This window comes from Modestobacter sp. SYSU DS0657 (assembly GCF_054050925.1).
Window position 1 is genome coordinate 38299 of record NZ_JBJHAG010000013.1, and the last position, 25556, is coordinate 63854.

Annotated in this window: 28 protein-coding genes and 1 riboswitch; of the genes, 16 read left to right on the forward strand and 12 right to left on the reverse strand. The window is 75.5% G+C overall.

All coding sequences use genetic code 11. From position 1 onward, the window contains the following. Window positions 1-1149: an acyl-CoA dehydrogenase family protein gene (locus ACI79A_RS10140; protein WP_457082625.1), complete on the forward strand. Its 1149-nt coding sequence runs from the start codon at window positions 1-3 to the stop codon at window positions 1147-1149. Here ACI79A_RS10140 and ACI79A_RS10145 read toward each other — a convergent pair. Further along, window positions 1122-1823, reverse strand: a complete 702-nt coding sequence (locus ACI79A_RS10145; RefSeq protein ID WP_457082627.1) for a universal stress protein — start codon at window positions 1821-1823, stop codon at window positions 1122-1124. The two genes, ACI79A_RS10140 and ACI79A_RS10145, sit on opposite strands and share 28 nt — an antisense overlap. 164 nt (window positions 1824-1987) lie before the next feature. Here ACI79A_RS10145 and ACI79A_RS10150 point away from each other — a divergent pair, with 164 nt between their 5' ends. The 6 genes from ACI79A_RS10150 to ACI79A_RS10175 are packed head-to-tail and all read left to right on the forward strand — an operon-like array spanning window position 1988 to window position 7232. Beyond that, complete coding sequence (locus ACI79A_RS10150; RefSeq protein WP_457082629.1) at window positions 1988-3133, forward strand: LLM class flavin-dependent oxidoreductase; 1146 nt, start codon at window positions 1988-1990, stop codon at window positions 3131-3133. After that, the gene (locus tag ACI79A_RS10155; protein WP_457082631.1) at window positions 3130-3750 is read left to right on the forward strand and encodes a CE1759 family FMN reductase; all 621 of its coding nucleotides are present in this window, start codon (window positions 3130-3132) and stop codon (window positions 3748-3750) included. Before ACI79A_RS10150 ends, ACI79A_RS10155 begins: the two co-directional genes overlap by 4 nt. Window positions 3751-3772: 22 nt before the next feature. Then, a complete protein-coding gene (locus ACI79A_RS10160; protein WP_457082633.1) occupies window positions 3773-4624 on the forward strand; it encodes an alpha/beta fold hydrolase in 852 nt (283 codons plus the stop codon). 23 nt (window positions 4625-4647) lie between these two features. Then, on the forward strand, window positions 4648-5148 hold the full coding sequence (locus ACI79A_RS10165) for a cation:proton antiporter regulatory subunit (RefSeq protein WP_457082635.1): 501 nt from the start codon (window positions 4648-4650) through the stop codon (window positions 5146-5148). A 9-nt stretch (window positions 5149-5157) separates the two neighbouring features. Next, window positions 5158-6312 (forward strand): cation:proton antiporter, encoded by a 1155-nt coding sequence (locus tag ACI79A_RS10170; protein WP_457082637.1) that lies wholly within the window; start codon window positions 5158-5160, stop codon window positions 6310-6312. A gap of 29 nt (window positions 6313-6341) precedes the next feature. Then, complete coding sequence (locus ACI79A_RS10175) at window positions 6342-7232, forward strand: maleylpyruvate isomerase N-terminal domain-containing protein (protein WP_457082639.1); 891 nt, start codon at window positions 6342-6344, stop codon at window positions 7230-7232. A 3-nt stretch (window positions 7233-7235) separates the two neighbouring features. Here the strand turns inward: ACI79A_RS10175 and ACI79A_RS10180 are convergent, their stop codons facing one another. From ACI79A_RS10180 to ACI79A_RS10210, 7 genes are all read right to left on the reverse strand, one after another. Further along, window positions 7236-8363 carry a serine hydrolase domain-containing protein gene (locus ACI79A_RS10180; RefSeq protein ID WP_457082641.1) on the reverse strand — a complete coding sequence of 376 codons (1128 nt, stop codon included), beginning with the start codon at window positions 8361-8363 and terminating at the stop codon, window positions 7236-7238. Window positions 8364-8465: 102 nt separating this feature from the next. Further along, a complete protein-coding gene (gene mftD, locus ACI79A_RS10185) occupies window positions 8466-9707 on the reverse strand; it encodes a pre-mycofactocin synthase MftD (protein WP_457082643.1) in 1242 nt (413 codons plus the stop codon). Window positions 9708-9882: 175 nt separating this feature from the next. Then, complete coding sequence (locus tag ACI79A_RS10190; protein ID WP_457082645.1) at window positions 9883-10482, reverse strand: YceI family protein; 600 nt, start codon at window positions 10480-10482, stop codon at window positions 9883-9885. A gap of 140 nt (window positions 10483-10622) precedes the next feature. Next, complete coding sequence (locus tag ACI79A_RS10195) at window positions 10623-11576, reverse strand: aggregation-promoting factor C-terminal-like domain-containing protein (RefSeq protein ID WP_457082647.1); 954 nt, start codon at window positions 11574-11576, stop codon at window positions 10623-10625. A gap of 15 nt (window positions 11577-11591) precedes the next feature. Next, window positions 11592-11740, reverse strand: a riboswitch (cyclic di-AMP (ydaO/yuaA leader). 163 nt (window positions 11741-11903) lie between these two features. Beyond that, the gene (locus ACI79A_RS10200; RefSeq protein WP_457082649.1) at window positions 11904-12551 is read right to left on the reverse strand and encodes a class I SAM-dependent methyltransferase; all 648 of its coding nucleotides are present in this window, start codon (window positions 12549-12551) and stop codon (window positions 11904-11906) included. A gap of 46 nt (window positions 12552-12597) precedes the next feature. Continuing rightward, entirely contained in the window at window positions 12598-13146 is a 549-nt protein-coding gene (locus ACI79A_RS10205; protein WP_457082651.1) for a universal stress protein, read from the reverse strand. A gap of 110 nt (window positions 13147-13256) precedes the next feature. After that, entirely contained in the window at window positions 13257-13688 is a 432-nt protein-coding gene (locus ACI79A_RS10210) for a DUF5709 domain-containing protein (protein ID WP_457082653.1), read from the reverse strand. Window positions 13689-13866: 178 nt separating this feature from the next. On the opposite strand from ACI79A_RS10210, the gene ACI79A_RS10215 reads away from it, so the two are divergent. From ACI79A_RS10215 to ACI79A_RS10230, 4 genes are all read left to right on the forward strand, one after another. Next, on the forward strand, window positions 13867-14259 hold the full coding sequence (locus ACI79A_RS10215; protein ID WP_457082655.1) for a cupin domain-containing protein: 393 nt from the start codon (window positions 13867-13869) through the stop codon (window positions 14257-14259). Between the two features lie 36 nt (window positions 14260-14295). Next, window positions 14296-14595 carry a hypothetical protein gene (locus ACI79A_RS10220; protein WP_457082657.1) on the forward strand — a complete coding sequence of 100 codons (300 nt, stop codon included), beginning with the start codon at window positions 14296-14298 and terminating at the stop codon, window positions 14593-14595. 146 nt (window positions 14596-14741) lie between these two features. Further along, the gene (locus ACI79A_RS10225) at window positions 14742-16478 is read left to right on the forward strand and encodes a pyruvate dehydrogenase (RefSeq protein WP_457082659.1); all 1737 of its coding nucleotides are present in this window, start codon (window positions 14742-14744) and stop codon (window positions 16476-16478) included. A 25-nt stretch (window positions 16479-16503) separates the two neighbouring features. Beyond that, window positions 16504-16902, forward strand: coding sequence for a thiol-disulfide oxidoreductase DCC family protein (locus tag ACI79A_RS10230; protein WP_457082661.1), 399 nt, complete (start codon window positions 16504-16506; stop codon window positions 16900-16902). A gap of 158 nt (window positions 16903-17060) precedes the next feature. Here the strand turns inward: ACI79A_RS10230 and ACI79A_RS10235 are convergent, their stop codons facing one another. From ACI79A_RS10235 to ACI79A_RS10245, 3 genes are all read right to left on the reverse strand, one after another. Continuing rightward, a complete protein-coding gene (locus ACI79A_RS10235) occupies window positions 17061-17354 on the reverse strand; it encodes a hypothetical protein (RefSeq protein ID WP_457082663.1) in 294 nt (97 codons plus the stop codon). A gap of 153 nt (window positions 17355-17507) precedes the next feature. Continuing rightward, entirely contained in the window at window positions 17508-19094 is a 1587-nt protein-coding gene (locus tag ACI79A_RS10240) for a DUF222 domain-containing protein (protein WP_457082665.1), read from the reverse strand. 71 nt (window positions 19095-19165) lie between these two features. Next, window positions 19166-19936 (reverse strand): SDR family oxidoreductase, encoded by a 771-nt coding sequence (locus tag ACI79A_RS10245; protein WP_457082667.1) that lies wholly within the window; start codon window positions 19934-19936, stop codon window positions 19166-19168. Window positions 19937-19983: 47 nt separating this feature from the next. Here ACI79A_RS10245 and ACI79A_RS10250 point away from each other — a divergent pair, with 47 nt between their 5' ends. Both ACI79A_RS10250 and ACI79A_RS10255 read left to right on the forward strand, forming a co-directional pair. Further along, the gene (locus ACI79A_RS10250; RefSeq protein ID WP_457082669.1) at window positions 19984-20655 is read left to right on the forward strand and encodes a hypothetical protein; all 672 of its coding nucleotides are present in this window, start codon (window positions 19984-19986) and stop codon (window positions 20653-20655) included. 78 nt (window positions 20656-20733) lie between these two features. Continuing rightward, window positions 20734-21570, forward strand: a complete 837-nt coding sequence (locus tag ACI79A_RS10255) for an HpcH/HpaI aldolase/citrate lyase family protein (protein WP_457082671.1) — start codon at window positions 20734-20736, stop codon at window positions 21568-21570. Between the two features lie 56 nt (window positions 21571-21626). Here the strand turns inward: ACI79A_RS10255 and ACI79A_RS10260 are convergent, their stop codons facing one another. Continuing rightward, on the reverse strand, window positions 21627-22412 hold the full coding sequence (locus tag ACI79A_RS10260) for a putative protein N(5)-glutamine methyltransferase (protein WP_457082673.1): 786 nt from the start codon (window positions 22410-22412) through the stop codon (window positions 21627-21629). Window positions 22413-22490: 78 nt separating this feature from the next. Here ACI79A_RS10260 and ACI79A_RS10265 point away from each other — a divergent pair, with 78 nt between their 5' ends. From ACI79A_RS10265 to ACI79A_RS10275, 3 genes are all read left to right on the forward strand, one after another. Then, on the forward strand, window positions 22491-23228 hold the full coding sequence (locus tag ACI79A_RS10265) for a hypothetical protein (protein ID WP_457082675.1): 738 nt from the start codon (window positions 22491-22493) through the stop codon (window positions 23226-23228). Continuing rightward, a complete protein-coding gene (locus tag ACI79A_RS10270; protein ID WP_457082677.1) occupies window positions 23225-24250 on the forward strand; it encodes a hypothetical protein in 1026 nt (341 codons plus the stop codon). The genes ACI79A_RS10265 and ACI79A_RS10270 overlap by 4 nt, the downstream gene beginning before the upstream one ends. Before the next feature lie 64 nt (window positions 24251-24314). After that, a complete protein-coding gene (locus ACI79A_RS10275) occupies window positions 24315-25556 on the forward strand; it encodes an NRAMP family divalent metal transporter (protein WP_457082679.1) in 1242 nt (413 codons plus the stop codon).

The window sequence follows — 25556 nt, forward strand, 5'->3', positions numbered from 1 at the left end:
GTGGACTTCAGCTACGACGACGAGCAGAACGCCCTCCGCGAGGCGGCACGAGCGCTGCTGAGCCGCGCGTACGGCGACAGCGAGCAGCGCCGGGCGGTGGTCGTCACCGAGCCCGGCTTCGACGAGAAGACCTGGGGCCGGCTGGCCGAGATGGGTGTCCTCGGGCTCCCGTTCGCCGAGGCCGACGGCGGGATGGGCGCCGGCCCGGTCGAGGTATCGATCGTCGCCGAGGAGATCGGCCGGGTGCTGGCCCCCGAGCCCTTCGTCGAGGCCGTCGTCCTCGCCGGCGGGCTGGTGGCCGACCTGGGCAGCGACGCCCAGCGGGCGCAGGTGCTCGGCGCGCTCGCCGAGGGTCGGCTGCTGCCGGCCTTCGCGCACGCCGAGATCGGCACCCGGTGGGAGCCGGTGGCCCGGTCGGTCACCGCGCGCCGCGCCGACGACGGGGCCGGCGGTGCCTGGACACTGACCGGGGTCAAGGAGCCGGTGCCGAACGGCGCCCGCGCCGATCTGCTGGTGGTGAGTGCACGGGTGGGCGACACGACCCGGCTGTTCCTGGTGCCGGGTGACGCCGAGGGGCTGACCCGGACCGGCCACCGCAACCACGACGGCACCCGCTCGGCGAAGCTCACCTTCGCCGGCACCCCGGCCGAGCCGCTCGGCGAGGGGCCCGCCGACCAGGCGGCCGCCGTCGAGAAGGCCCTGGCCCGGGCCCGGGTGGCGTACGGGCACGAGGCGCTCGGCGCGATGGAGACCGCGCTGACCACCACGGCCGAGTACCTGAAGACGCGCCGGCAGTTCGGCGTTCCGTTGAGCAGCTTCCAGGCGCTGACCCACCGGGCGGCGGACATGTACGTCTCTCTGGAGCTGGCGCGCAGCACGGCCCTGTGGGCGACCCTGGTGGTCGACGCCGACGGCGACGTGGTCGCCGCCGCGGACCGCGCCCGGCTGCAGGTCAGCCGGGCCGGCCGGCACATCGGCGAGGAGGCGATCCAGCTGCACGGGGGCATCGGCGTGACCGCCGAGTACTCGGTGGGCCACTGCACCAGCCGGCTCGTCGCGATCGACCACCTGCTCGGCGACGGCGACTGGGCGCTGTCCCGGCTGGCCGCCTCGGTCGACTCCTACCCGGCGGTCGACCCGCTGGGCTGAGCCTGCCGCACACCCTCACCCCCGGAACCCTCGCTCTGACCACCCGCCTCCGGCGGGCCGGCCAGCAGCACCGGCGTCGTGGCCTGCCTGGCCACCTGCTCCGCGACGCTGCCCAGCACCCGCTGCGACAGGCCCCGTCCCCGGCGGCCCAGCATCAGCACGTCCGCGCTCTCGGTCCGGGCCACGTCGACCAGCACCCGGCTGGGCCGGCCGCAGCCGATCTCCAGCACCGGCTCGGTGTCGGTGCCCAGCCAGCGTGCCCGCTCGGCCAGCAGGTCGTGCGCCGCAGCCCGGACGTCGGCGTCGTCGAACTCGGCGACGTCCGGGTCGACGACGGTGACCAGGACGAACCGAGTCCCCGCCCCGCCGAGCAGCCGGGCCGCGTCCCGGACCGCCTGGTCGGACTCGCGCGACCCGTCGACCGCGACCAGGATGGTCCGCCCCGGCCCCGGCTTCTCCGGGTCACCGCCGCGCGCCGCCCGGCGGTCCAGCACGACCACACCGTGGCGTCCCCGCTCTGCCGCGATCGGCAGGAAGAGCGGGCCGAGCACCACCCCCGGCAGCCACCACCGCCCGGTGCGGTGCCCCTGCCGGCCGAGCAGCACCACGACCGCGACGACGCCGGCCGTGACCCAGACGGCGAGGACGATGAGCACCCAGAGGAACGTCGGCATGTCCCCACGATGCCCGATCGACCGCCGGCCCGGGGCTGCAGCAGGTCCCCCGCACGGGGGCCCTTGGTCCCTGCGCAGCCGGGAATGGCCGGACAGCCCGGGAGGTTCCGTGCGACAGTAGTTGCACTCTCAACCAGTGCGGCTCCCACCACCAGGAGGACGAGATGCAGTTCGGGATCTTCACCGTCGGCGACGTCACCCCCGACCCGACCACCGGCCGGGCCCCCACCGAGGCCGAGCGGGTGAAGTCGCTGATCACCATCGCGCTCAAGGCCGAGGAGGTGGGGCTCGACGTCTTCGCCCAGGGCCAGCACCACAACCCGCCGTTCGTGGTCTCCTCCCCCACCACCACGCTGGGCTACATCGCGGCCAAGACCGAGAAGCTCGTGCTGTCGACGTCCACGACGCTGATCACCACCACCGACCCGGTGAGGATCGCCGAGGACTTCGCCACCCTGCAGCACGTCGCCGATGGCCGTGTCGACCTGATGATGGGCCGCGGCAACACCGGCCCGGTCTATCCCTGGTTCGGCAAGGACATCCGCGACGGCATCCCGCTCGCGGTGGAGAACTACCAGCTGCTGCGCCGGCTGTGGCGCGAGGACGTCGTCAACTGGGAGGGGCAGTTCCGCACGCCGCTGCAGGGCTTCACCGCCACACCGCGCCCACTCGACGGCGTCCCGCCGTTCGTGTGGCACGGCTCGATCCGCAGCCCGCAGATCGCCGAGCAGGCGGCCTACTACGGCGACGGCTTCTTCCACAACCACATCTTCTGGCCGGCCGAGCACACCCAGCGGATGGTCGAGTTCTACCGCCGACGGTTCGAGCACTACGGCCACGGCGCCGCCGACCAGGCCATCGTCGGGCTCGGCGGGCAGGTCTTCATGCGGAAGAACTCGCAGGACGCCGTCCGGGAGTTCCGCCCGTACTTCGACAAGGCGCCGGTCTACGGCGGTGGACCGTCGCTGGAGGAGTTCAGCACCCAGACCCCGCTGACCGTCGGCTCGCCGGAGCAGGTGATCGAGCGGACGCTCGGCTTCCGCGACTACGTCGGTGACTACCAGCGCCAGCTGTTCCTCATCGACCACGCCGGCCTGCCGCTGAAGACGGTCCTCGAGCAGCTGGACATCCTCGGCGAGGAGGTCGTGCCCGTGCTGCGCCGCGAGTTCGCCGCGCTCAAGCCGGCACACGTCCCCGAGGCGCCGACGCACGCCTCCCTGGTCGCCGCCGCCGGCGGCAGCAAGGACGCCACGGTGTACGCCCCGGCCGACGACGTCACCGGCCAGGTCCAGGAGGTCCCGGCCCGATGACCACCCGCACCCTCGCGGTGGTCAGCGCCGGGCTGAGCACCCCGAGCTCGACCCGGCTGCTGGCCGACCGGCTCGCCGCAGCCGCGGTCGAGGCGCTGCGCGGCCGCGGCGACGACGCCACCGTCGAGCTCGTCGAGCTGCGCGGGCACGCCCGCGACCTGGCCGACCACCTGACGACGGGCTTCGCCAACGAGCCCCTGCAGGCCTCGATCGACACCGTCGTCGGGGCGGACGCCGTCATCGCGGTGACCCCGGTCTTCTCGGCCAGCTACTCCGGGCTGTTCAAGACGTTCTTCGACGTGCTGGACAAGGACGCGCTCATCGGGAGGCCGGTCCTGCTGGGCGCCACCGCGGGGACGGCGCGGCACTCGCTGGTCGTGGAGTACGCGCTGCGGCCGCTGTTCGCCTACCTGCGGGCGGTGCCGGCGCCCACCGGGGTCTTCGCCGCCGCGGAGGACTGGGCCGGCGGCGGGATCGACCGGTCGCTGGCCGAGCGGGTCGAGCGGGCAGCCGGCGAGCTGGCCGGGCTGGTCGCGGGCCGGCCGGTCAGCGCCCGCCCGGCCGACCCGTTCGCCGACCCGACGACGTCGTTCGAGGAGCTGCTGAAGGGCCGGTGACCCCGTCGGGCAGGATCCGGGGATGACCCCGCCGACGTGGTTCACCCAAGCCCTCGCCGCCCAGCCCGAGCACCGTGACGTCGTGGTGGCCGGCGCCCGCGTGCACGTGCGCGCCTGGGGGCCGGCCGGCGCCCCCGGCGTGGTGCTGGTGCACGGCGGCGCCGTCCACTCGGGCTGGTGGGACCACATCGCCCCGCAGCTGACCGGGCACCGGGTGGTCGCCCTGGACCTCACCGGGCACGGCGACAGCGACCACCGCCCCGAGTACGACCCGTTGGTGTGGGCCCGCGAGGTGGTGGCGGTCGCCGCGTCTGCCGGGCTGGACCGGCCGCTGGTGGTCGGGCACAGCATGGGCGGCTGGGTCGCGGTCACCGCCGCGGTCGAGCACCCGGCCCAGGTCGGCGGCGTGGTGGTCATCGACTCCCCGCTCAACGACGCACCCCCGGACGAGAGCCGGCTGCGCGAGCGGTGCCGCCCGCACACGGTGCACCCCACGCTGGACGCGGCGATGGCGCGGTTCCGCACCCTCCCGCCGCAGGAGGTGTACCTGCCGGAGGTCCGCGACCACGTCGCCCGCGGCTCGCTGCGCGCCGTCGACGGCGGGTGGACCTGGGCCTTCGACCCGGAGTTCTTCGGCACCCGGCTGCGGCTGCGCGACCTGCTCCCCCGGCTGCGCCGGCCGGCCATGCTGCTGCGCTGCGCGCACGGGCTGGTCACCGCGGAGATGGCCACCGAGATGGCCGGCCTCACCCCCGGGCCGCTGCCCGTGGTCGAGCTGCCCGCCGCCGGGCACCACCCGATGCTCGACCAGCCGCTGGCCCTGGTCGCCGCGCTGCGCACACAGCTGGCGCTGCAGCCCCCGCCCGCGCGCTGACCGGCGGCTGCCACGATGGACCGGTGACGGTGAGCCCCGTGGAGTTCGTCGAGACGCTGCTGCCCGGCGTCGGTGTCCGCTACGAGCTGACCACCCGGGCCGGCCAGCCGGTCGGCATCGTGGTCCGCCGGGAGGGCTCGGTGGAGCTGGTCTTCTACGACCGGCGCGACCCCGACCAGGCCCGCGAGGTGCTGCAGTTGGAGGCCGATGAGGTGGCCGCGGTCGCCGAGGTGCTGGGCGCGCCCCGGGTGACCCAGCGCTTCGCCGACCTGTCCCGCGAGGTGCCCGGGCTGGAGTCCACCCGGGTGACCGTGCCCGCCGGGTCGCCGTTCGCCGGCCGGCCGATGGGCGACACCCGCGCGCGCACCCTGACCGGCTGCTCGATCGTGGCGCTGGTCCGCGGCGGCGACGTCGTCACCGCGCCCGGCCCGGAGCAGGTGCTGCAGGTCGGCGACGTGCTGGTGGCGATCGGCTCGGGATCCGGCCTGGCCGCCTTCGCCGCACTGCTCACCGGCCAGTCCTGAGGGCGGGCGGTGGAGCACGTCGCGGCGCTCCTCGTCGAGCTCGGTCTGCTGTTCCTCGGCCTGTCGGCGCTGGGGCTGCTCGCCCGCCGGCTCGGGCTGTCCCCCATCCCGTTCGTGCTGCTGGCCTCCCTCGCGCTCGGCGAGGGCGGGGTCGCCCCGCTGACCACCGCCGAGCCGTTCCTGGAGGCGGCCGCCGAGATCGGCGTGGTCCTGCTGCTGCTGGCGCTCGGCCTGGAGTTCTCCGCCGCCGAGCTGTTCGGCTCACTGCGCCGGCACGGGCCCTCCGGGCTGGTCGACCTGCTGCTCAACGCACCACCGGGGTTCGCCGCCGGCCTGCTGCTGGGGCTGCCCTGGCAGGGAGCGCTGGCGATGGCCGGCGTCACCTGGATCTCCTCCTCCGGGATCGTCGCCCGGCTGCTCGGCGACCTGGGCCGGCTGGGCAACCGGGAGACCCCCGCGGTGCTGTCGGTGCTGGTGCTCGAGGACGTCGCGATGGCGCTGTTCCTCCCGCTGCTGGTGGTCGCGCTGGCCGGCGGCGGACCGCTGCAGGCCGTCGCCGGGATCGCGCTGGCCGGCGGCGCCGTGCTGCTGGTCCTGCTGGCCGCCAGCCGGCACGGGCACCGGCTGGGCCGGGTGCTGGACCACCCGGACGACGAGCAGGTGCTGCTGCGGCTGTTCGGCCTGACCCTGCTGGTCGCCGGCGCGGCGCAGGCGCTGGGCGCCTCGGCCGCGGTCGGCGCCTTCCTGGTGGGCATCGCCGTCCCGGCGTCGCTGGCCGAACGGGCCCGCGCGGTGCTGTCCCCGCTGCGCGACCTGTTCGCCGCGACCTTCTTCGTCGCCTTCGGGCTGTCCACCGACCCGGGCGCCCTGCTGCCGGTGCTGCCGGCCGTGCTGCTGCTGGCGCTGGTCACCGCGGCCACCAAGCTGGGCACCGGTTGGTTCGCCGCCCGGCGCGACGGCGTGGCGGTGCCCGGCCGGCTGCGCGCCGGGGCGGCGCTGGTGGCGCGCGGGGAGTTCTCCGTGGTCATCGCCGGGCTGGCGGTCGCCGCCGGGCTGACCGCCGTCGGGCCGCTGGCCACCGGGTACGTGCTGGTGCTCGCGATCGGCGGGCCGGTGCTGGCGCGGTTCGTCGAGCCGTTGTCGGCCCGGTTCCGGCCCGCCTGAGCGGCTCGGGGCGCGGGTAGGGGCTGGGCATGAGCGCAGCCCGCGGGATGACCGACGCCGGACGCGACGAGGTCAGCCGGCTGGTGCTGGGGGCCTGGGACGGCTTCCTGGCCCAGGCGCGCGCCGTCGACCTGCACCGAAGCACCCGGTTGCCGGGCTGGCGCGCCCAGGAGGTCTGCACGCACCTGGGCGTCTGGCCGGACGCCGCCGCGCTCGACGACCTGGTCGCCGGCGCCCGCTCCGGCGCCACCGGCACCCCGGCGGACCCGGACGTGGTCAACGCCCAGGTCACCGCGGCGCACCGGGACGCGAGCCGCGCCGAGGTGCTCGCCGCCCTCGAGCGCGCCCGGGCGGCGACGGTGCACTACCTGACCGAGGAACCGGCCGCGCTCGACACCGCCCCGACGGTCGCCACGGTGGGTCGGCTCCCGCTGCTCAGCGTCGTCCTCGGGCAGGCCTACGAGCTGGCCGTGCACGGCCTGGACCTGGTCTCCGCCGGTGCCCCCGCGCCGCCACCGGAGAGCCTGCAGGCCGGCCTGGCCGCCCTCGCCGACGTCACCGGCGCGCTGACCACGGCCGCGGGCATCACCGCGGGCGCCACCCTGACCACCCCCGACGGCGGCTGGACGTTCGCCGCGGCCGACGGCGGCTGGACCGTGACGCGCGTGCCCCCGGGACGGCCGGCCGGCCCCGCGGTCGAGGCCCCGGCCGACCTGCTGCTGGACGCCGCCTCCGGCCGGGCGAACCCGGTGGCCGCGCTCGCCCGCCGCCGGCTCACGGTGCACCAGCTGGGCGGGCTGATGCGGCTGGCGCCCGTCGTCGAGTCCGCGCCCGGCATACCCGGCGGTCCCCTCCTGCAGCTGGCCGCCCGCACCCTCGGCGGCGCGGGTGGCCTGCTGGGCCGGCTGCGCCGCGGCTGACCGTCACAGGCAGCGGTGCAGCTCCGGCCAGAACCAGTCGGTGCCCTCCCCCGGGCCGCCGAACCCGCGGGTGGTGAGCAGCACGGCCACCAGGTCTCGGGCGGGGTCGGCCCAGCCGGTGGTGCCGGTGCCGCCGTCCCAGCCGAAGCCGCCGGGCACGCCGTCGTCCACCCGCACGCCGGTCTGCAGCCCCCACGAGAGGCCGTCGGGCAGGAACGCCCCGGCCGTCGCCCGCTGCCGGTCGGTGAGCGACGGGGTGGTCAGCTCGGCGACCGACCCGGGCGCCAGCACCGGGCCGCCGCCGTCGGCGAGCGCCGCGAGGAAGGCCAGCACGTCCCCGGCGGTCGCGACCAGCCCGGCGGCCAGCCCCTCGAACACCGGCGGCCGGGCGGCGGCCCCGCCGGGGCCGTCGAGCAGCACCAGGTCTCCCCCCTCGGGCAGGTACGCGGCCGTCAGCCGCCGGGCGTCGCGCGCCCAGAAGCCGGTCGCGGCCAGCCCCAGCGGGTCGGTGACCCGCCGGGCGAGGAGCTCACCCAGCGGGCACCCGGTCGCGCGGACGAGCAGCACGGAGAGGACGTCGGTGCACGTCTGGTAGAGCCACCGCTCCCCCGGCTGGGCCGCCAGCGGCAGCTCGGCCAGCCGGGCGAGGAACTCCGCGGGTGGGAGCACCGGGGACGACGGCCCGGCCCCCAGGCCGGCGGCGACCATGGCGACGTCCAGCGGGCTGCCGTCGAACAGCGCACCGAAACCGGCGGTGTTCGTCAGCAGGTCGCGCACGGTGATCTCCCGTGCCGCCGCCACGGTCTCCGTCAGCGGACCCCCGGGCACGGTGAGCACCCGGGGGTCGGCCAGCTCGGGCAGCCACCGGGCCACCCGGTCGTCCAGCGTGAGCACCCCGTCCTCGACGAGGGCCAGGGTCAGCACGCCGGCGTAGGGCTTGGACAGCGACGCGAGCCGGAACAGCGAGTCCGGGGTGACCGGATCGCCGCCGCCGCGGACCAGGCAGCCACCGGTGCGCACCTCAATGTCGCCCCGGTAGCGGACGGCCGCGGCGTAACCGGGCAACCGGCCGTCGGCGACCCGCTGCTCGAGCACCGACCACAGCGGAACGAAACGGGACAGCGGGCACATGGGCGGCCTCCTCGGCGACCGGGCGGGTCTTCTGCCCACCCAGACCGCCGAGCCGCCCCGAAGTCATCGGTGCCCGCAGCTCTTCGCCACGGCCCCGGCCGGCTACCCCCGGGCGGGCCGGTGCTGCGCGGAAACGGTCTCCACGGGGGCGTCGGCGACCTGGTCGACGCCCAGGTACCGCTCGAAGCCGGGCGGGACGACGACGTCGTCCCGGCACAGGTCGGCCACCGACTCCCGTCCCAGGCCGACCATCGCCGAGCCGAGGCCGTCGCGCAGCACGTCGAGCACGTTCTCCACGCCGGCCTGCCCGTTGGCCGCCAGGCCCCAGAGGTAAGCGCGCCCGATCATCACGGCCTTCGCTCCGAGGGCGAGGGCCTTGGCGACGTCGCCGCCGCGCCGGATGCCGCCGTCCAGCAGCACCTCGACCTGGTCGCCGACGGCCTCGGCGATCGCCGGCAGGGCGCGGACGGAGGCCGGGGTGCCGTCGAGGTTGTTGCCGCCGTGGTTGGAGACGGAGATGGCGCTGACCCCGGCGTCGACGGCCCGCCTGGCGTCGTCGACGCGCATCACGCCCTTGAGCATGAACGGCCGGTCATCGCCCCACAGCTCCCGGAGCCAGGCGACGTCCTCCCAGGTCGGCATGGGCGACTGCATCCACATGCCGTAGGCCTCGAAGAAGGTGGGCGCCGGGTCGCCGGGGTTGGCGACCATGTTCGGCACGGTGAGGTCGGGCAGCTTCTTGGTCTTGGCGAAGTCCCACAGCCAGCTGGGCTTGAGGGCCACCTGGGGGGCGTACCGCCGCACCGCCTCGAGGTTGATGCGTTCGGGGATGAACGGGCTGCCCCAGTCGCGGCCGTAGGAGAACGACCAGTCCAGCGTGGCGATCAGCCCGGCCGCCCCGGCCCGCCGGGCCCGCTCGACCTTGGCGGCCATGAGGTCGCGGTCGCCGACCCAGTAGAGCTGGAAGAAGGTCTGCGGGTTGGCGGCGATGACCTCCTCCATCGGCTTGCTGGCCATCGAGGAGAGCCCGATCGCGGTGCCGCGGGCGGCCGCGGCCCGCGCGACGGCGACCTCACCGTCGGGGTGCACGGCCTGCACCCCGGTCGGGCTGATCAGCACCGGCAGCGCGATGTCCTGGCCCATGACGCGGGTGGCCGTCTGCCGGCCGTTGGCCAGCCCGGCGGTGTGCGGGGCGAAGCCCAGCTCGGCGAAGGCGGCCAGGTTGTCGTCGACGGTCAGCCCGCGCTCGGAGCCGGCGACCAGCGCCCCGTACACGCCCTTCGGCAACCGGCGCTTGGCCCGCCGCTGCGCCTCGGCCACCGTCTCGAACCACGCGTTCGCCATCTGCGCACTCCCCTGCTGCTCGGACCGGAGGACGCCGTCGTCCTCCGGTGCCCACGGCCGCAGCCGCTGGCACTCAGTGCCACCGTAGCGGGGCGAAGTGGTCTGGGACACAACCCTTCCGCCTCCCGGACACCGCCCGCCGGGGCGCGCGACCCGGCGGGCGGAACGCGCCGGGTCAGCCGGCCCGGATCGCCGAGACGTCGAACTCCACCTGGATCCGGTCGCTGACCAGGACACCACCGGTCTCCAGGACCGCGTTCCAGGTGAGCTCCCAGTCGCTGCGCTTGATCGCCAGCGCACCCTCGAAGCCGACCCGCGTGTTGCCGAACGGGTCCAGCGCCGAGCCGGTCAGGGTGAAGTCGATCTCGACGGTGCGGGTGACGTCCTTGATGGTCAGGTCGCCGGTGACCCGGTAGACCTCGTCGTCGACCTGCCGCACCGCGGTCGAGTCGAAGCGCATCTCCGGGAACCGCTCGACGTCCAGGAAGTCCGGCGAGCGCAGGTGCGCGTCGCGGTCGGGGGCGCCGGTGTCGATGCTGGCGGTGCGGATGCGCAGCGACACGGTGCTGGCACCCGGGTCGGCGGTGTCGAGATGGGCGGTGCCGGCGAACTCGGTGAACGCGCCGCGCACCGTCGTCACCATCGCGTGCCGCGCCCGCACGCCGATGCGGGTGTGCGCGGCGTCGACGACGTAGTCGCCGGTCACGTCGGCCAACGCGGCCGTCGCGGCGTCGAAGTCCGAGGCCGCGGGCTCGGGTGCCCGGTGCTTGCCCACGGTTCAGCCCTCCTGGTCGGGGTGGTCCACCCGGTGATCCTGACCGATGGGGGTGACATTCGGGCAGGGCGGTGACGTGCTGGGCACGCGAGGAGGGGCCGCCCGGTGCGAGCGGCCCCTCCTGGTCGGTGCTGGGTCGATCAGTACCAGCCGGCGGACTGCGACTGCGACCACGCGCCGCACGGCGAGCCGTACCGGTTGTTGATGTAGATCAGGCCGGCGTCGATCTGACGGTAGCCGTCGGAGGTCTTGGCGATCCCGGTGCCCTTCCAGGTGGAGTCCAGGAACTGCGGGATGCCGTAGGCGGTGCTGCGCGGGTTCTGCGCGTTGGGGTTCCAGCCGCTCTCCTTGCCCCACAGCTTCTCCAGGCAGGAGAACTGACCGGCGTCCCCGCCCAGCTGGGACAGCGCGTAGCTCTGGAAGGAGCCGGCCGGCGCGGCGGGAGCCGGGGCGGGGGCGGGGGCACCGCCACCGGAGGGCCGGGAGCTGGACTGCGACCGCGGGGCTGCAGCCGCAGCCGCCTGCTCGGCCTTGCGCGCCTCCTCCGCCTTGCGCGCCTCCTCGGCCTGGCGCGCCTCCTCCGCGAGCCGCGCCTCCTCGGCCAGCCGCGCCTCCTCGGCCAGCCGCGCCTCCTCGGCCAGCCGCGCCTCCTCGGCCAGCCGCGCCTCCTCGGCCAGCCGCGCCTCCTCGGCGGCGACAGCGGCGGCCTGCGCCTGCTGGGCGGCGGCCTCGGCCTCCTGCCGCTGGCTGCGGTCGGCCGCCAGCGCCCCGAGCCGGTCGCCGACCTGCCCCTCGGCGACGACGGTGCTGGCGTGCTGGGCGGTGAGGCCCAGCTGGGTGGCGATGCTCACCGGCTCGGGCGCCGCGGTGGCCTGCGCGCCGGTCTGCCCGCCCACGACGACGTTCACCACGACCGCGCCGACCGCGGCGGCGGCCAGGTACATCGCCGGACGGCGCAGGCCGGCCGGGGGCGCCAGGCGGCGGGCACGACGGGAGGTCTCCTCCCCGGCGACGGGGAGGACCGTGGTGGGCAGGTCTCCGTCGGCCGGCAGGTCGTGCCCGGCGTGGTCGTGCGGGATGGCGCGTGGGGACATGAAGGAGGGGGCTCCGGGCTCTTCCGTGGCCGCCTACCGGGTTAGCTGACGGATTCGGGCGGGAAGGCGCCCTACCCGGCCGGGCGCGTGCCCGGGCGGGATTCACCCCAGTGCTTCGGTGGGTCCCCGGATCGCTGCGGACAGCGACTCGGCGGCATCCGGCGCGGGCTCCCCGGGTGGGGACGTGACGTCCGGCCGGACCTGCCCACGGTAAAGCGCTTTACGACCTCGTGACAATGCTCCGTCGCCAGTTCGTCGGGATGTGCCACGGCGCCCCTGGTCAGCGCGGTGTGATCCGTCCCGCAGGCCGCACCGGTCGCACCCGGCTCAGGGCAGGCGCCAGACCGTCGTCCGGCGGACCTCCCCGCCGTCGGCGTCCGGGACGTCGTGGGTGGCGGCCGGCAGCAGCCCTTCCCGCGGCAGGTAGGCGCGGCCCGGGTCCCCGAGCAGGACGGTGGCGCCGCGCAGCCAGTGGGCGCCCAGGTACGGCAGCACCCGGGCGGTCATCTCCCGGTCGTAGCAGACGTCGCCGGCCAGCACGACGTCCACGTCCGGTCCGTCCTCGCCCAGCACGTCGCCCACCACCTCGACCCCGGTGACCCCGTTGAGCTCGGCGTTGAGCGCGACCGCGGCGTGCGAGTACGGGTCGACGTCGCTGGCGACGACGCGCGCCGCCCCGGCGAGCCGCGCCGCCACGGCGACCAGGCCGCTCCCGGCACCGAGGTCCAGCACCCGCTTGCCGGCGACGAGCTCCGGGGTGTCCAGGACGTACCGGGCCAGGGCCTGGCCACCCGGCCAGGCCGCGGCCCAGAACGGCGGGTCCTGGCCGGCGCCGCCGGCCTCGGTCTCCATCGCCTCCCACAGGGCGACGACGTCGTCGGCGACGTGCAGCTGCACCTCGGGCACCAGGGTGGGCCGCTCGACCCGGGTGTGGGCCTGCAGGAAGGACGGCGGGACGCGATCGGGGGCGGGCACCCGGACAGTGGACACCCACGGGCCCGGCCGCGACCCGCCGGGGTGGTCAGTCCTCGCGGTCGCTCCGGACCACGGTGACGGGGCAGGGCGCGTGCCGGGTGACCTGGTCGCTGGTCGAGCCCAGCAGCAGGCCGGCGAAGCCACCGCGGCCGCGGGCACCCACCACCAGGAGGTCGGCCTGCCGGGCGGCGGCGATGAGCGCCTTCACCGGTGCGGTGTGCGCGACGTGGCAGGTGACGCCCGCGGCGCGGTCCTGGCCGAGCGCCGCGACGACGTCGGCCTCCAGGTCGGCCTGGACCGCCTTCTCGTAGTCGCTCACCGGCGGGACGTACCCCGGCGACCAGCTGGCCGGCTGGGGCGCGGTGGCGATCCGCCAGGCACGGACGACGTGCAGCGGCCACCCGGCCCGCTCGGCCAGGCCGGCCGCCCACACGAGCGCCTCCTGGGCGCACCCGGAACCGTCGTGGCCGACGACGACCCCGCCCTCGACCGCCCCGGTCGACGTCACCGCGGGCGCCACGTCCCCAGCCGCGTTGCCCATGGCCTCGTCGACCTCCGCCGCGAGCGCGTCCCGCGTGCCGTCCTGCTCGGTCACCGTGTCCTCCTGTCCGTGCCCGGCCGTCCCATGGCCCTCACCGACGACCGGGCTGCTCGCACCAGCCTGGCCCACCGGGCCGCCGGTCGCACAGAGCCGGAGGTCCCGGGTCAGCCGCCGTCCCGCACGAGGTGCACCGCGGCCTCCTCCGCCGAGGCCGCCCCGCCGTCGATGCCCTCGTCCTCGGCGTACAGCTCCGCCTCCCGGTCGACCAGGCCGTCGTCGTCGGCGTCGGCGAGCCGGCCCGCGCGGTCGTCGCCGACCTCGTCGTCGAGGAGCTCGCCGTCGGTGCCGGCGTCGTCGCCCAGACCGTCACCCTCGTCGTCGCGGTCGTCGGTCCCGCCGTCGCGGAGCTCGCGGGCCAGCCGGCCGGAGAGGCTCTCACCGGCCTCCTCCTCGCGCTCGGTGGTGCCCCAGCCGGTCGACACCCACGGCCGATCGGGCGGGGACCAGCCGGCGGTGTCGTCGTCGGTGTCCGGTTCGAGGGTGTCCGAGACCGCGGCCACGGTGGCCGGGTCGGTGCCGTCGTGGTGCGTGCGCATGGCTGCCTCCGGGGGCCGGGCGGCGCGTGACGGCGGTCAGCATCCCCCCGCGCGGCCACATTCACCAGGGTGTCGGGGACGGGCTCTCGGATCGCGCCGTCGGCCGACCTGCTCTTGACTGACCGTCGCGACCGGCGCGCGCCGGTCAGCGGATCGAGGGAACGGAGGACCGGCGTCCATGGAGCACTTCACCATCGCCACCGTCGCCGAGCAGAGTGCCGACTTCCGTCGGGTGCTGTGGACCGGCGAGCACACCCAGCTGGTGATCATGACGATCCCGCCAGGCGGGGAGATCGGCGAGGAGGTGCACGACGTCGACCAGATCCTGACCTTCGTCAGCGGCACCGCCAGGGCCAAGGTCGGTGGCCAGGAGAAGAAGGTCGCGCAGGGCGACCTGGTGGTCGTGCCGGCCGGCAAGAAGCACAACTTCGTCAACGACGGGGTCAACCCACTGGTGCTCTACACCGTCTACGGGCCGCCGGAGCACGCCGACAAGGCCGTGCACAAGACCAAGGAGGAGGCCGACGCGCTCGAGGAGGCCGGCAAGGACGAGCCGCCGTCGAACGACTGATGCCCTCGGCTGCGGGGTGTCGGGCACAGTGAGGCCGTGACCCCGCAGCCCGGCATCGTCGCGCTCGGGACGCCCGAGCACTGCTACTTGGAGTTCGACCTGGCGCCCGACCTGGCGCCCGGCCGCTCCGCGGCGGACCTGGTCCGCGGGGTGGCCGGGCTGACCGGTCCGCTCTCCTCGACCGGCGGCGTGAACGTCGTCGTCGGCTTCCGGCCCGAGTTCTGGGCCGCCGTCGCCCCGGCCGACGCGCCCGCCGACACCGCGGGCCTCGACGAGCCGATCATCGGCGCCGGGACGGGGTGCGCGACGGGCCGACCGGCTACCTCACGCCGCTGACCGGGGCGTCCGACACCTGCCCGGCGGTCGAGGCGCTCGCCCGGTTCGCCCCGCCCGAGCAGGACTGACCCCGTTCATGTTCAGCCCACCGGCCACGGGTAGGAGTGCGGCAGCAGACGTCCGACCCACCGTCCGGAGGAGCACCCGTGGCACATCCGACCGTCGCCGTCCAGCTCGTGCAGATGCTCCGCGCCGCGGGGGTGGAACGGATCTACGGCGTGGTCGGTGACTCGCTGAACCCGATCGTCGACGCCGTCCGGCACACCGACGGCATCGAGTGGGTGCACGTGGCCAACGAGGAGGGCGGCGCCTTCGCCGCGGCGGCCGAGGCGCAGGTGACCGGGCGGCTGGCGGTCTGCGCGGGTTCCTGCGGGCCGGGCAACACCCACCTGATCCAGGGGCTGTACGACGCGCACCGCAGCGGGGCGCCGGTGCTGGCGATCGCCTCGCACATCCAGTCCCAGGAGATCGGGACGGCCTTCTTCCAGGAGACCCACCCGGAGCGGACGTTCCAGGACTGCTCGTCCTGGTGCGAGGTGGTCACCCCCAAGCAGATGCCGCAGGCGCTCCGGGTGGCGATCCAGACCGCCGTCGGCGAGCAGGGTGTCTCCGTCGTTGTGCTCCCCGGTGACCTGGCCGCCGAGGAGTCCGGTGGCGAGACCGTCGAGTCGGCGATGGTGGCCCGCCCCTCCCCCGTCCGGCCGCCGGCCGAGCAGGTGCAGGCGCTGGCCGACGCGATCAACGCCGCCGGCACGGTCACGCTGTTCTGCGGCGCCGGCTGCCGGGACGCCCACGACGAGGTGATGCAGCTGGCCGAGCACGTGCTCGCCCCGGTGGGGCACGCACTGGGCGGCAAGGAGTTCATCCAGTACGACAACCCCTACGACGTCGGCATGAGCGGCCTGCTCGGCTACGGCGCGGCGCACAAGGCGACGCACGAGGCCGACCTGCTGGTGCTGCTGGGCACCGACTTCCCGTACGTGAACTTCCTGCCGCAGGCGCGGACCGCGCAGGTCGATGCGGACGCCGCCCATCTGGGGCGGCGCAGCCCCCTCGAGGTGGCCGTGCACGGCGACGTCGGGGAGACGATCCGGGCGCTGCTGCCACTGCTGGAGCGCAAGACCGACCGGAGCTTCCTGGACGGGATGCTGCGTGACCACGCGGCGTCGCTGGAGAAGGTGGTCGACGCCTACACCCACCGGGTGGAGAAGATGCGGCCGATCCACCCGGAGTACGTGGCCGCGCAGCTGGACGAGCTCGCCGCGGACGACGCGGTGTTCACCGTGGACACCGGGATGTGCAACGTGTGGGCGGCGCGCTACCTGACGCCGAACGGCCGGCGGCGGGTGATCGGGTCGTTCCGGCACGGGTCGATGGCCAACGCGCTGCCGCACGCGATCGGCGCGCAGTTCGCCGCGCCGGGGCGGCAGGTCGTGTCGATGAGCGGGGACGGCGGGCTGGCGATGCTGCTGGGTGAGCTGATCACGGCGCGGCTGCACCGGCTGCCGGTCAAGATCGTGCTGTTCAACAACGCGTCGCTCGGCATGGTGAAGCTGGAGATGATGGTCGACGGCATCCCGGACTTCGAGACCGACCACGAGCCGACGAACTTCGCGGCGATCGCGGCCGCGGTCGGCATCCGGTCGATGCGGGTGGAGGACCCCCGCGAGGTGCGGGACACCCTCGCCGCGGGGCTGGCCGAGCCGGGGCCGGTGCTGATGGAGTTCGTGACCGACCCGAACGCGCTGTCCATCCCGCCGGCGATCACCGGGGAGCAGATCCGCGGGTTCGCGGCGACCGCGTCGAAGATGGTCCTGGGCGGCGGGGTCGGGAAGATGATCGACCTGGCCCGCAGCAACCTGCGGAACGTCCCGCGGCCGTGACCCGCACCCGTCCGTGGAGGTGACCGTGGCCCGGCCGGTGCTGCTGTTCGACGGCGACTGCGGCTTCTGCCAGCGGGTGGCCGGCTGGGCGCCGCGGGTGCTGCCCGCCGACGCGGAGGTGCTGGCCTGGCAGCCGGCCGACCTGCCTGCGCTGGGCACCACGGCCGAGCGGGCGGCGCGTGAGGTGCTGTGGGTGCGGCGCTCGGGGCGGGTGGACGGCGGCGCACAGGCGGTGGCGCACGCGCTGCTGGTGAGCCGCCGGCCGCTGCCTCTGCTGGGTCTGCTGCTGGTGCTGCCGCCGGTGCGCTGGGTGGCTGCGGGCGTGTACCGGCTGGTGGCGGCAAACCGGATGCGGCTGCCGGGTGGCACGGTGGCCTGCGCGCTGCCCACGCCACCGCCGGTCCGGGACCGCGGCGCCGGCTGACGCCGGCCAGTGCGGCCGCCCACCGCCCGCACTGATGACGCGAGCGTGCGGTCAGCCGGTCGTGCAGTCAGCCGGTCGTGCGGCCGGATCGCATGGGCAGGGCGGTCGTACGGCTGACGCGCGTGTGTCAGCCGCACGTGGGCGGAGCGCGCGTGCGGTCAGGCGGCGTGGCGGCGGGGTTCGCGGACCCCGTACCAGCCGGTGAGCAGGTGACTGCGCACCGAGGCAGGCAGCGCGCCCCACCGGAGGAGGGCGGCACGGGCGGGGAGTGCGCTGGCGGCAGCGAGTTGACCCAGTTCGAGCACGCGCTCCGGGCGCGGGCAGAACGGAGTGCGCTCGTGCAGCCCCGAGGCCAGGTGATGGTCGAAGGCCGCGAGGATGTCGGCCTGGTGCTCGGGGTCGAACCACTGCGGGCTCCGCGGCGAGCCCTGCGGGACGTCCTGACGGATCACGCTGCTCTTATCGGCACGAGCCTGCGTCGCCGGGACTCGAGTGGTCGACGAAGCGCGGCACAGCAACTACCGGCACACCAGTCACACCGATTGGACGGTGACCCGGCTCGCTGACCAGAGCCGTGCACGGTCGCAGCACCTCTCCCCGCAATCTCAGAAGGGCGGCGGGTCGTCGGCGGGCTCGGTCGGTCGTGATTCGGGGCCGGCGACTGGTGGCTCGGGCCCGCCGAATCGCTCGGCGGGTTCCGGCGGAGGTGGTCGGAGGCCGGGTGGTCGGGTGGTGCGGGTGATCCCGCACGTGGTGACCTGCAGCGTGCCGTCGGGGGTCATGGCGAAGTGCCAGCCGGGGGCGTGGGTCTTGAGCCGGTGGTGGCTGCGGCACAGGCAGCAGAGGTTGGCGCAGTCGGTCTCACCGCCGCAGGCGTGGGGGACGACGTGGTCGAGGTCGGCCCACCCCACGCGCTGGCCGCAGTTGGGGAAGCGGCAGCGCCGGTCGCGGGTGGTCACGAAGGCCCGTTGCCGTGCGGTGGGCTCGTAGCGCTCGGTGGGTGGCGGCGGCCCGAGCACCGGACAGCTGCACGACGCACCCCCGTCGCCCTGCTCGGCGTCGTTCTGCTCGGCGTCACGTTGCTCGGCGTCGCTCTGCTCGCCGTTGCTGGGGCCGGGGTGGTCGGGGCAGCCCCGCTTCGCCAGCCGCGCCAGCTCGGCCGGGGTGAGGGTGGCCAGCAGTTCCCCGTCCGGGCCGGTGATCGCGAACGTGAGGGTGCCGCCCTCAGGAGCGGCGAGCCCGAGCGCGCCGACCCGGGTGAGCAGGTCGCGCAGGTGGGCGGCGGTGATCGGCAGCCCGCTCACCTCACCCGGCGTCACCCCGCCCTCCAGCGCCGCCAGCGCGGCGGTGACCGTCAGGTTCGCCGCCACCAGCGGCAGGCCGTGGTCGGCGGGGCGGCGGACCAGCGCCGACAGCACGTGGGTGCGCAGCGCCCCGATCGGCCGGTCATCCCCGTCGGACTTGAGCATCCGGGCCAACTGGTCGAGCAGATCGTGGCACTCGGCGGCCTCGTCGGCCGGCAGGTCCGCGGCCAGCACCGCCCGCCCATCAGCAGCCGAGGGATAGACGTACACGTCGGCGGCCTTCTCCGCCTCCGCCCGGCGCTCCTCGGCCGCGGCCGAATCGAACCGCAGCATGAGTTCGGTGGCGCGCTTGCCCAGCCCGGTCACCGACAGGTCCCGGGCCTCACCCAGCAGCGCGTCCTCCACCCGGCCGGCGACCTCGGCGCTGGTGTGCTGCAACGCGTCGGCCAGCTGCTGGGCGCGGCGCTCGTCGAGCTCCCCGGCCCGCAGCGCGGCGAACGTGGCCGGCAGCTTCCGCGCCCAGGTCAACGCCCGGGTCAGCCGGATCGCCGCCGTCCCCCGCCCCACGTTGAGCACCGTGGCCAGCTCGGCGGTGAAGAACTCACTCACCTCACCCTCGGCCGGCTGCGCCGTCCACCCCGCCCGCCGCGCACCCGGATGATCCGGCGGCGGATCAGCCGACCCCGGACGGTCAGCCGCCAGGGCGAGGATGAGCTCGGCTTCGTGCGCGGTGTCCTGCGCGCGGCGCCGCTGCACCCGCTGCAACTCCTCGGCCAACTCCTCATCACTCAGCCACGCCGCCGGCAGCCGGGACGGCTCGACAGGGTGCTCCACCACCCAGTCGAGCAACACCCCCTCGACCACGCTCGACCCACGCCTCCGCGACATGAACCGAACATAGGTTCGACCACCGACAGTTCCGGCGGCACGCGCAGGCCGCTCGCCCCAGGATCTGGCCGCTACAGCCCGCCGGCCACCCGCAGCACCGCACCCGTGCAGTAGGACGCCTCCGGGGACAGCAACCAGGCGACCGCCGGCGCGATCTCGTCGGGCCGCCCGGCCCGTCCGAGCGGCACCCGGCCGACCACGCGGGCGGGCCGGCCGGGATCCCCCGCACCGGCGTGGATGCCGGTCTCCACCAGTCCGGGCGCGACGGCGTTGACGCGCACGCCGTCGTCCGCCAGCTCTTTCGCCAGGCCGACGACCAGCGCGTCGACCCCGGCCTTGGCGGCGGCGTAGTGCACGTACTCGTGGGGTGACCCCAGCGTCGCCGCGCTGGAGGAGACCGCGACGATCGCACCGCCCGGCCCTCCGCGCCGCCGTGACATGGTCCGGGCCGCCTGGCGGGCGCACAGCACGACGCCGAGCAGGTTGACGTCGAGCACCTGCCGGACGACGTCCACCGGGGTGTCGGCCAGGTCGCCGAGGTGCGCGGTCACCCCGGCGTTGGCGACCAGCCCGGTCACCGGGCCGAGCTCGGCGGCGGCCGTGGCGAAGAGCGCGTCGACGTCGGCCGGCTCGCTGACGTCGGCCCGGACGGCCACCGCCCGCGCGCCGGCCCTGCGTGCACCGGCGACCACCTGCTCGGCACTGCTCTCGTCGGCCCGGTAGCCGACGGCGACGTCGTGGCCGTCGCGCGCCAGCCGGGCGACCACGGCAGCGCCGATGCCCCGCCCTCCACCGGTGACGACGGTGACCGGACGGGACGGCGACTCGGCGGGGATGCTCACGGCGGTGATCCTCGGTCCTGTCACCCCCCGACGGCAGACTCGGGGGTGTGGAGCACTTCCCCGACAACCCGGTGTCGAGCAGCGTGGCACCCGACAACGCGGCGTCGGACAGCGCGCCGGAGGACGACAGCCGGCCGCACGCGGTGGTCGCCCGGCTGCGTCCGCTGCTGCTCGCGGTGCAGGAGGCGCTGTCCGCGGGCATCGCGGTCAGCCGGCGGATCCACGCCGAGCACGGGTGGCAGCCCTCGGCCGACCGGCACCTGGACCACCAGCTGGTCCGCCGGGAGGCGATGGAGCGGCTGCGGCCCTTCGGTGCGCACCTGGAGGACGGTCCGCTCAGCGGCCAGCTGGACCTGCTCGACCTGGGCACCGACAACCTCGGCCTGCCGATGAGCGGCCTGATCCTGCACACCCCCACCGACGTGCTGCGCGTCTGGCACTCCGACGACGGCGAGCTCCCGGCCGCCGACACCCAGGGGCTGCGGGCCTTCTACCGGCAGCGGCCGGTGCTGCAGACCCAGCTGGCCCTCGACGACCCGCCCGAGGCCGCTCCCGCCCGCTCGCACCTGGCGCTGCTGTGGGCCGACGGCCGGTTGCCGGGCGGCGGACCGGGGCTCATCCGGCTCGACCTGGTCCGGCCCCGGGGCACGATCGGCCGGCGGGTCGACGTCGACTGGCACGTGGGCCTGCTCGACCGGCTCGCCGCCCGCGCGGCCTGACCGGCCCGGCCGCGCGCCGCCGCGACACGGCGGGACCCCGGACGGGCCGCACGGCGGCCGAGCCCCCAGAATGGCCGGGTGCACAGAGGCAGGAACGTCGACCCAGAGATCGCCCGCTCGTGGCTGCTCGTCAACGGCGCCCGCAAGGAGCTGTTCGACGAGGCGCACGACTCCCGCGCCGACCAGATCGTCCTCGACATCGAGGACGCGGTCGACCCGGCCCGCAAGCCAGAGGCCCGCGCCGACGTCGTCGAGTGGCTCTCCAGCGGCGAGAAGCGCGCGTGGGTGCGGATCAACGACCACTCGACCCCCTTCTGGGCCGACGACGTCGCCGAGCTGGCCGGGCTGCCCGGCCTGAACGGCGTCATGCTGGCCAAGACCGAGGCCGCCGAGCACGTCACGGAGACCTACGACCGGCTCGGCGGGAAGACCCCGGTGCTCGCGCTGGTCGAGTCCGCGCTGGGCATCGAGGAGGCGGTCAACATCGCCCGCGCCCGCGGCGCGTTCCGGCTGGCGTTCGGCAGTGGCGACTACCGCCGCGACACCGGCACCAGCGCCGACGACCTGGCGATGGCCTACCCCCGCTCCCGCCTGGTCGTGGCCAGCCGGGTGGGCGGCCTGCCCGGCCCGATCGACGGGCCGACGGTGAGCACCAGCCACCCGATCCTGCGCGAGCAGTCCGCGACCACCGTCTCACTGGGCCTCACCGGCAAGCTGTGCCTGCAGATGGACCAGCTGCCGGTGATCAACGAGGTCATCAGCCCGACGCCGTCCGACGTCGCCTGGGCGCGGGACTTCCTGGCCGATTTCGACGCCCGCGGCCAGGTCATCCGCGACGGCAGCGACCTCCCCCGGCTCGGTCGGGCCCGCAAGATCGAGAAGCTGGCCACCGCCTTCGGCGTCCAGCCGATCTGACGCGCCGGCGCGACCGACCGACGGCCCCCACCCACCGGGTGGGGGCCGTCGTGCGTTCAGAGGCGGGTACCGACGACGACGGTCGCGTCGAGGTCCTCGTCGTGCAGCACGGTGGTGCGCAGCCCGCCGGCGGCCACCGCGGCCTCGGTGACCGCAGCCTGCTCCTCGCTGGTCTCGATGAGCAGTGATCCGCCGAGCGAGAGCCACCCGCCCGCGCCGGCCGCGACCCGGCGGTGCACCGCGACGCCGTCCGGTCCGCCGTCCAGCGCGACCCGGGCCTCGTGCTCGCGCGCCTCGCGCGGCATCAGCGCGATCGCGTCCGTCGGCACGTAGGGGGCGTTGACCACCAGCACGTCCACCTGCCCGCGCAGCGACCACGGGAGGGCGTCGAACAGGTCGCCCTGCCGCACCCACGCGCCGAGCGGGGCCAGGTTCCGGCGGGCGCAGGCGACCGCCACGGGGTCGATGTCGGCCGCGTGCAGCCGCACCGCGCCGACGGCGACCGCCACGGCCAGCCCGACCGCGCCGGTGCCGCAGCACAGGTCGACGACGACGCTGCCCCGCCCGGCCCGGGCCACCGCCTCGGCCGCCAGGAACTCGGTGCGGCGGCGCGGGACGAACACCCCCGGCGCCACGGCCACCCGCAGGCCGCAGAACCCGGCCCAGCCCAGCACCTGCTCCAGCGGCTCGCCGGCCACCCGCCGGGTCACCAGCTGCTCCAGGTGCCGGGGGCCGTCCGCGGCCTCGGCCAGCAGCTCCGCCTCGTCCTCGGCGAACACGCACCCGGCCGTGCGCAGTCGAGTCACCACGGTCGCGTGCGTGGTCGGTTCGGGAGACGACATCAGGTCGTCAGTGTGCGCCTGTCCCCGGCGACCGCATCGGGTCGATACGGTTCCGCCGACGAGCGGGAGGAGGGGCGCGTGGACCAGCGGGGCACCGCCTTCCCGGCGCTCGTCGCCGACGCCGAGCCCGACCTGCTCGGCACCGCGTTGCTGCTGACCGGGAGCCGGTCCGCGGCCCGCGAGCTCCTCGTCGTTGCGCTGGCCCGCACCCACCGCCGGTGGCGCCACCTGGGATCACCGGGCGAGGCGCGGGAGCAGACCCGCGACGCGCTGGTCCGGGCCTCGCTGCGGGGAACCGGGAGCGGCGACGCGATCGTGGTCGACGCCGACGGCGACCACCACCTCGCCGACGCCGACCGGACGTGGCTGCAGGCGCTCGCCGCCCTCGACCCGCGCACCCGGGCGGTCGCGGTGCTGCGGCTGCACGAGCAGCTCGACGAGCAGGCGGTCGCGGCGCTGCTGAGCTGCTCGACCACCGACGTCGCGGACGCGCTCGCCGAGACGCTGGCCGTCCTCGGGCCGCTGCTCGCGGACGCGGAGGCCGCACCGGGCGGCGCCCCCGCGGCGCCCGGACCCGCACCGACGCCCACGCCGGGACCAGCCGCGGTCACCCGCGCACCCGCGGACGCCGACGCGCTGGAGCCCGACCCGGACGACGACCCGGACGCGGTCTATCGCCGGCCCGCCACCTCACCGCCACCACGCGCACCCCGGCCACGACCGGCGCCGCTCCCTGTCCCCGTGCCGGTGCCGACCGAACCCGACCATCCACCGGCCGACGAGGACCCCGACGCGATCTACCGGCGGCCGTCGTGACGACCCCGGTCGAGCAGGCCGTCGCCGCCCGGCTGCGCGAGCTCACCGCCCTGGCCGATCCGCCGGACGGCCCGAGCACCGTGGCCAGGGCGGCCGCGCTGGCCCGGGGGCGTCGCCGCCGAGCGGTCGCGTGGTGCGCCGGTGCCGTGGCCGTCGTCCTGCTGGCCACCGGCGCGTCGTTCGCCGGGACGACGGCCACGGCACCGGGCACCGACGGGGCACCCCGGGCCTCGGTCGTCACCCCGCCTCCCGCCCTCTACGACGCGCCGGTGCGCGGCTCCCTCGCCGACGACGAGGAGTTCCTGGCGGCGGTGGCCGCGCTCGACTGGCACCTCGACGTCGGGCTGGACGGCATCTCCTACGGCGGGGAGGCGCCGGCGCCGGAGCCGGGCACCCAGCGCGTGGTGTACGCCGGCGACGTGCCCGGGGGGCACCGCTGGGTCGTGGTGATCGCCCGCGCCGGAGCGCAGTGGACCTGGGCGTGGTTCACCGGCCCCCGGGGAGCCGAGCCCGCCGAGCTGACGCCCACCGTCACGTCGATGCCGATCACCGGCCGCGAGCGGCTGGCGCTCATGGACGCCTCCGCGGACACCGGGCCGCTGCTCGTCCTGGCCGAGCCCGGCGCGGTGGCGGAGTACTCCCCCAGCCTGGACCGTGCGCCCGACGGCGACCTGGTCCGCGACTTCGACCCGCTGCCGGTGGTCGACGGGGTACCGCTGGGCGTGGTGACGACGCCCATCACCTGGGGCGCCGGCGAGGTGCGGATGAGCGCGGGCGAGCTGCCCGTCTACCCGTTCACCACCGGCGAGGAGCCGCGGTACCTGGAGTTCCCGACCGGCCCGATCGACGGCACCGACCTCCCGCCGTGCCTCGAGCAACTCGGGGTCGACGTCCAGCTGTCCCCCGACGGCCACCTGGAGGGCTGGGGCGACTCGCCCCCCGGCGAGCTGAGCAGCGCCGAGCAGGCGGCCCGGGAGGAGCAGATCGCCGCCTGCTTCCGCACCGCCACCGGGGAGGGCTGACCCGGCGGGTTCGCCCACGCGCACCGGGGTACCGCTCGCCCGCCCACCACCGTGAGGGAGAGCGATGACCGCAGAGCAGTCCCCCGGCGAGGCGACCGGGCAGCCCACCGGTCGGCTGGCGTCGAGCACCCGATCCACCCTGCTGGGCGCGATGTTCCTGATGGCCACCTCGGCCATCGGCCCCGGCTTCATCACCCAGACCACGACCTTCACGGTGCAGCTGGGCGCCGCGTTCGCGTTCGCCATCGTCATCTCGATCCTGATCGACATCGCGCTCCAGCTGAACGTCTGGCGGGTCATCGGCGTCAGCGGGCGGCGGGCCCAGGAGCTGGGCAACCTGGTCGCCCCCGGCCTGGGCTGGGTGATGGCCGCCTTCCTGCTGATCGGCGGGCTGGTGTTCAACATCGGCAACGTCAGCGGCGCGGGGCTGGGCACCGACGCGATGCTGGGGCTCGACCCGAAGATCGGCGGTGCGCTCTCCGCGCTGATCGCCATCGGCATCTTCCTGAGCAGGCGGGCCGGGGTCGCGGTCGACCGGATCGTCGTCGCCCTCGGGCTGGTGATGATCGTGCTGACCACCTACGTCGCCATCACCTCCGGCCCGCCGGTGGGCCAGGCGCTGCGCAACGTGGTGCTCCCCGAGGAGATCGACGTCCTGGCGATCACCACGCTGGTCGGCGGCACCATCGGCGGCTACATCGTCTACGCCGGCGCCCACCGGCTGCTCGACTCGGGCGTGTCCGGCCCCGGGCGGGTCCGGGACATCACCCGCGGCTCGGTCACCGGCATCCTGATCACCGCGATCATGCGGATCGTCCTGTTCCTGGCGATCCTCGGCGTGGTCACCGGGGGCGCCGCGCTCGACCCGGCGAACCAGGCCGCGTCGGCGTTCGGGCAGGCCGCCGGCGAGGTGGGGCTGCGGGTGTTCGGCATCGTGCTGTGGGCCGCGGCGATCACCAGCGTCATCGGGGCCTCGTACACCTCGGTGTCCTTCGTGACCTCCCGGACGAGGACCTCCGACCGCACCCGCTCGCTGCTGGTCGTCGGCTTCATCGCCGTCACCTCGCTGGTCTACGTGCTGATCGGCACCGCGCCGACCACGCTGCTGGTCTTCGCCGGGGCGTTCAACGGCCTGCTCCTGCCGATCGGCATCGCCGTGCTGCTCTGGGTGGCCACCCGCCGCACCGACCTGCTCAACGGCTACCGCTACCCGCGCTGGCTGCTGGCCATCGGCTGGGTCGCCTGGCTGGTCACCCTGTACCTGGCGGTCAACTCGGTCCGCCCGGTGATCGACCTGTTCGCGTGA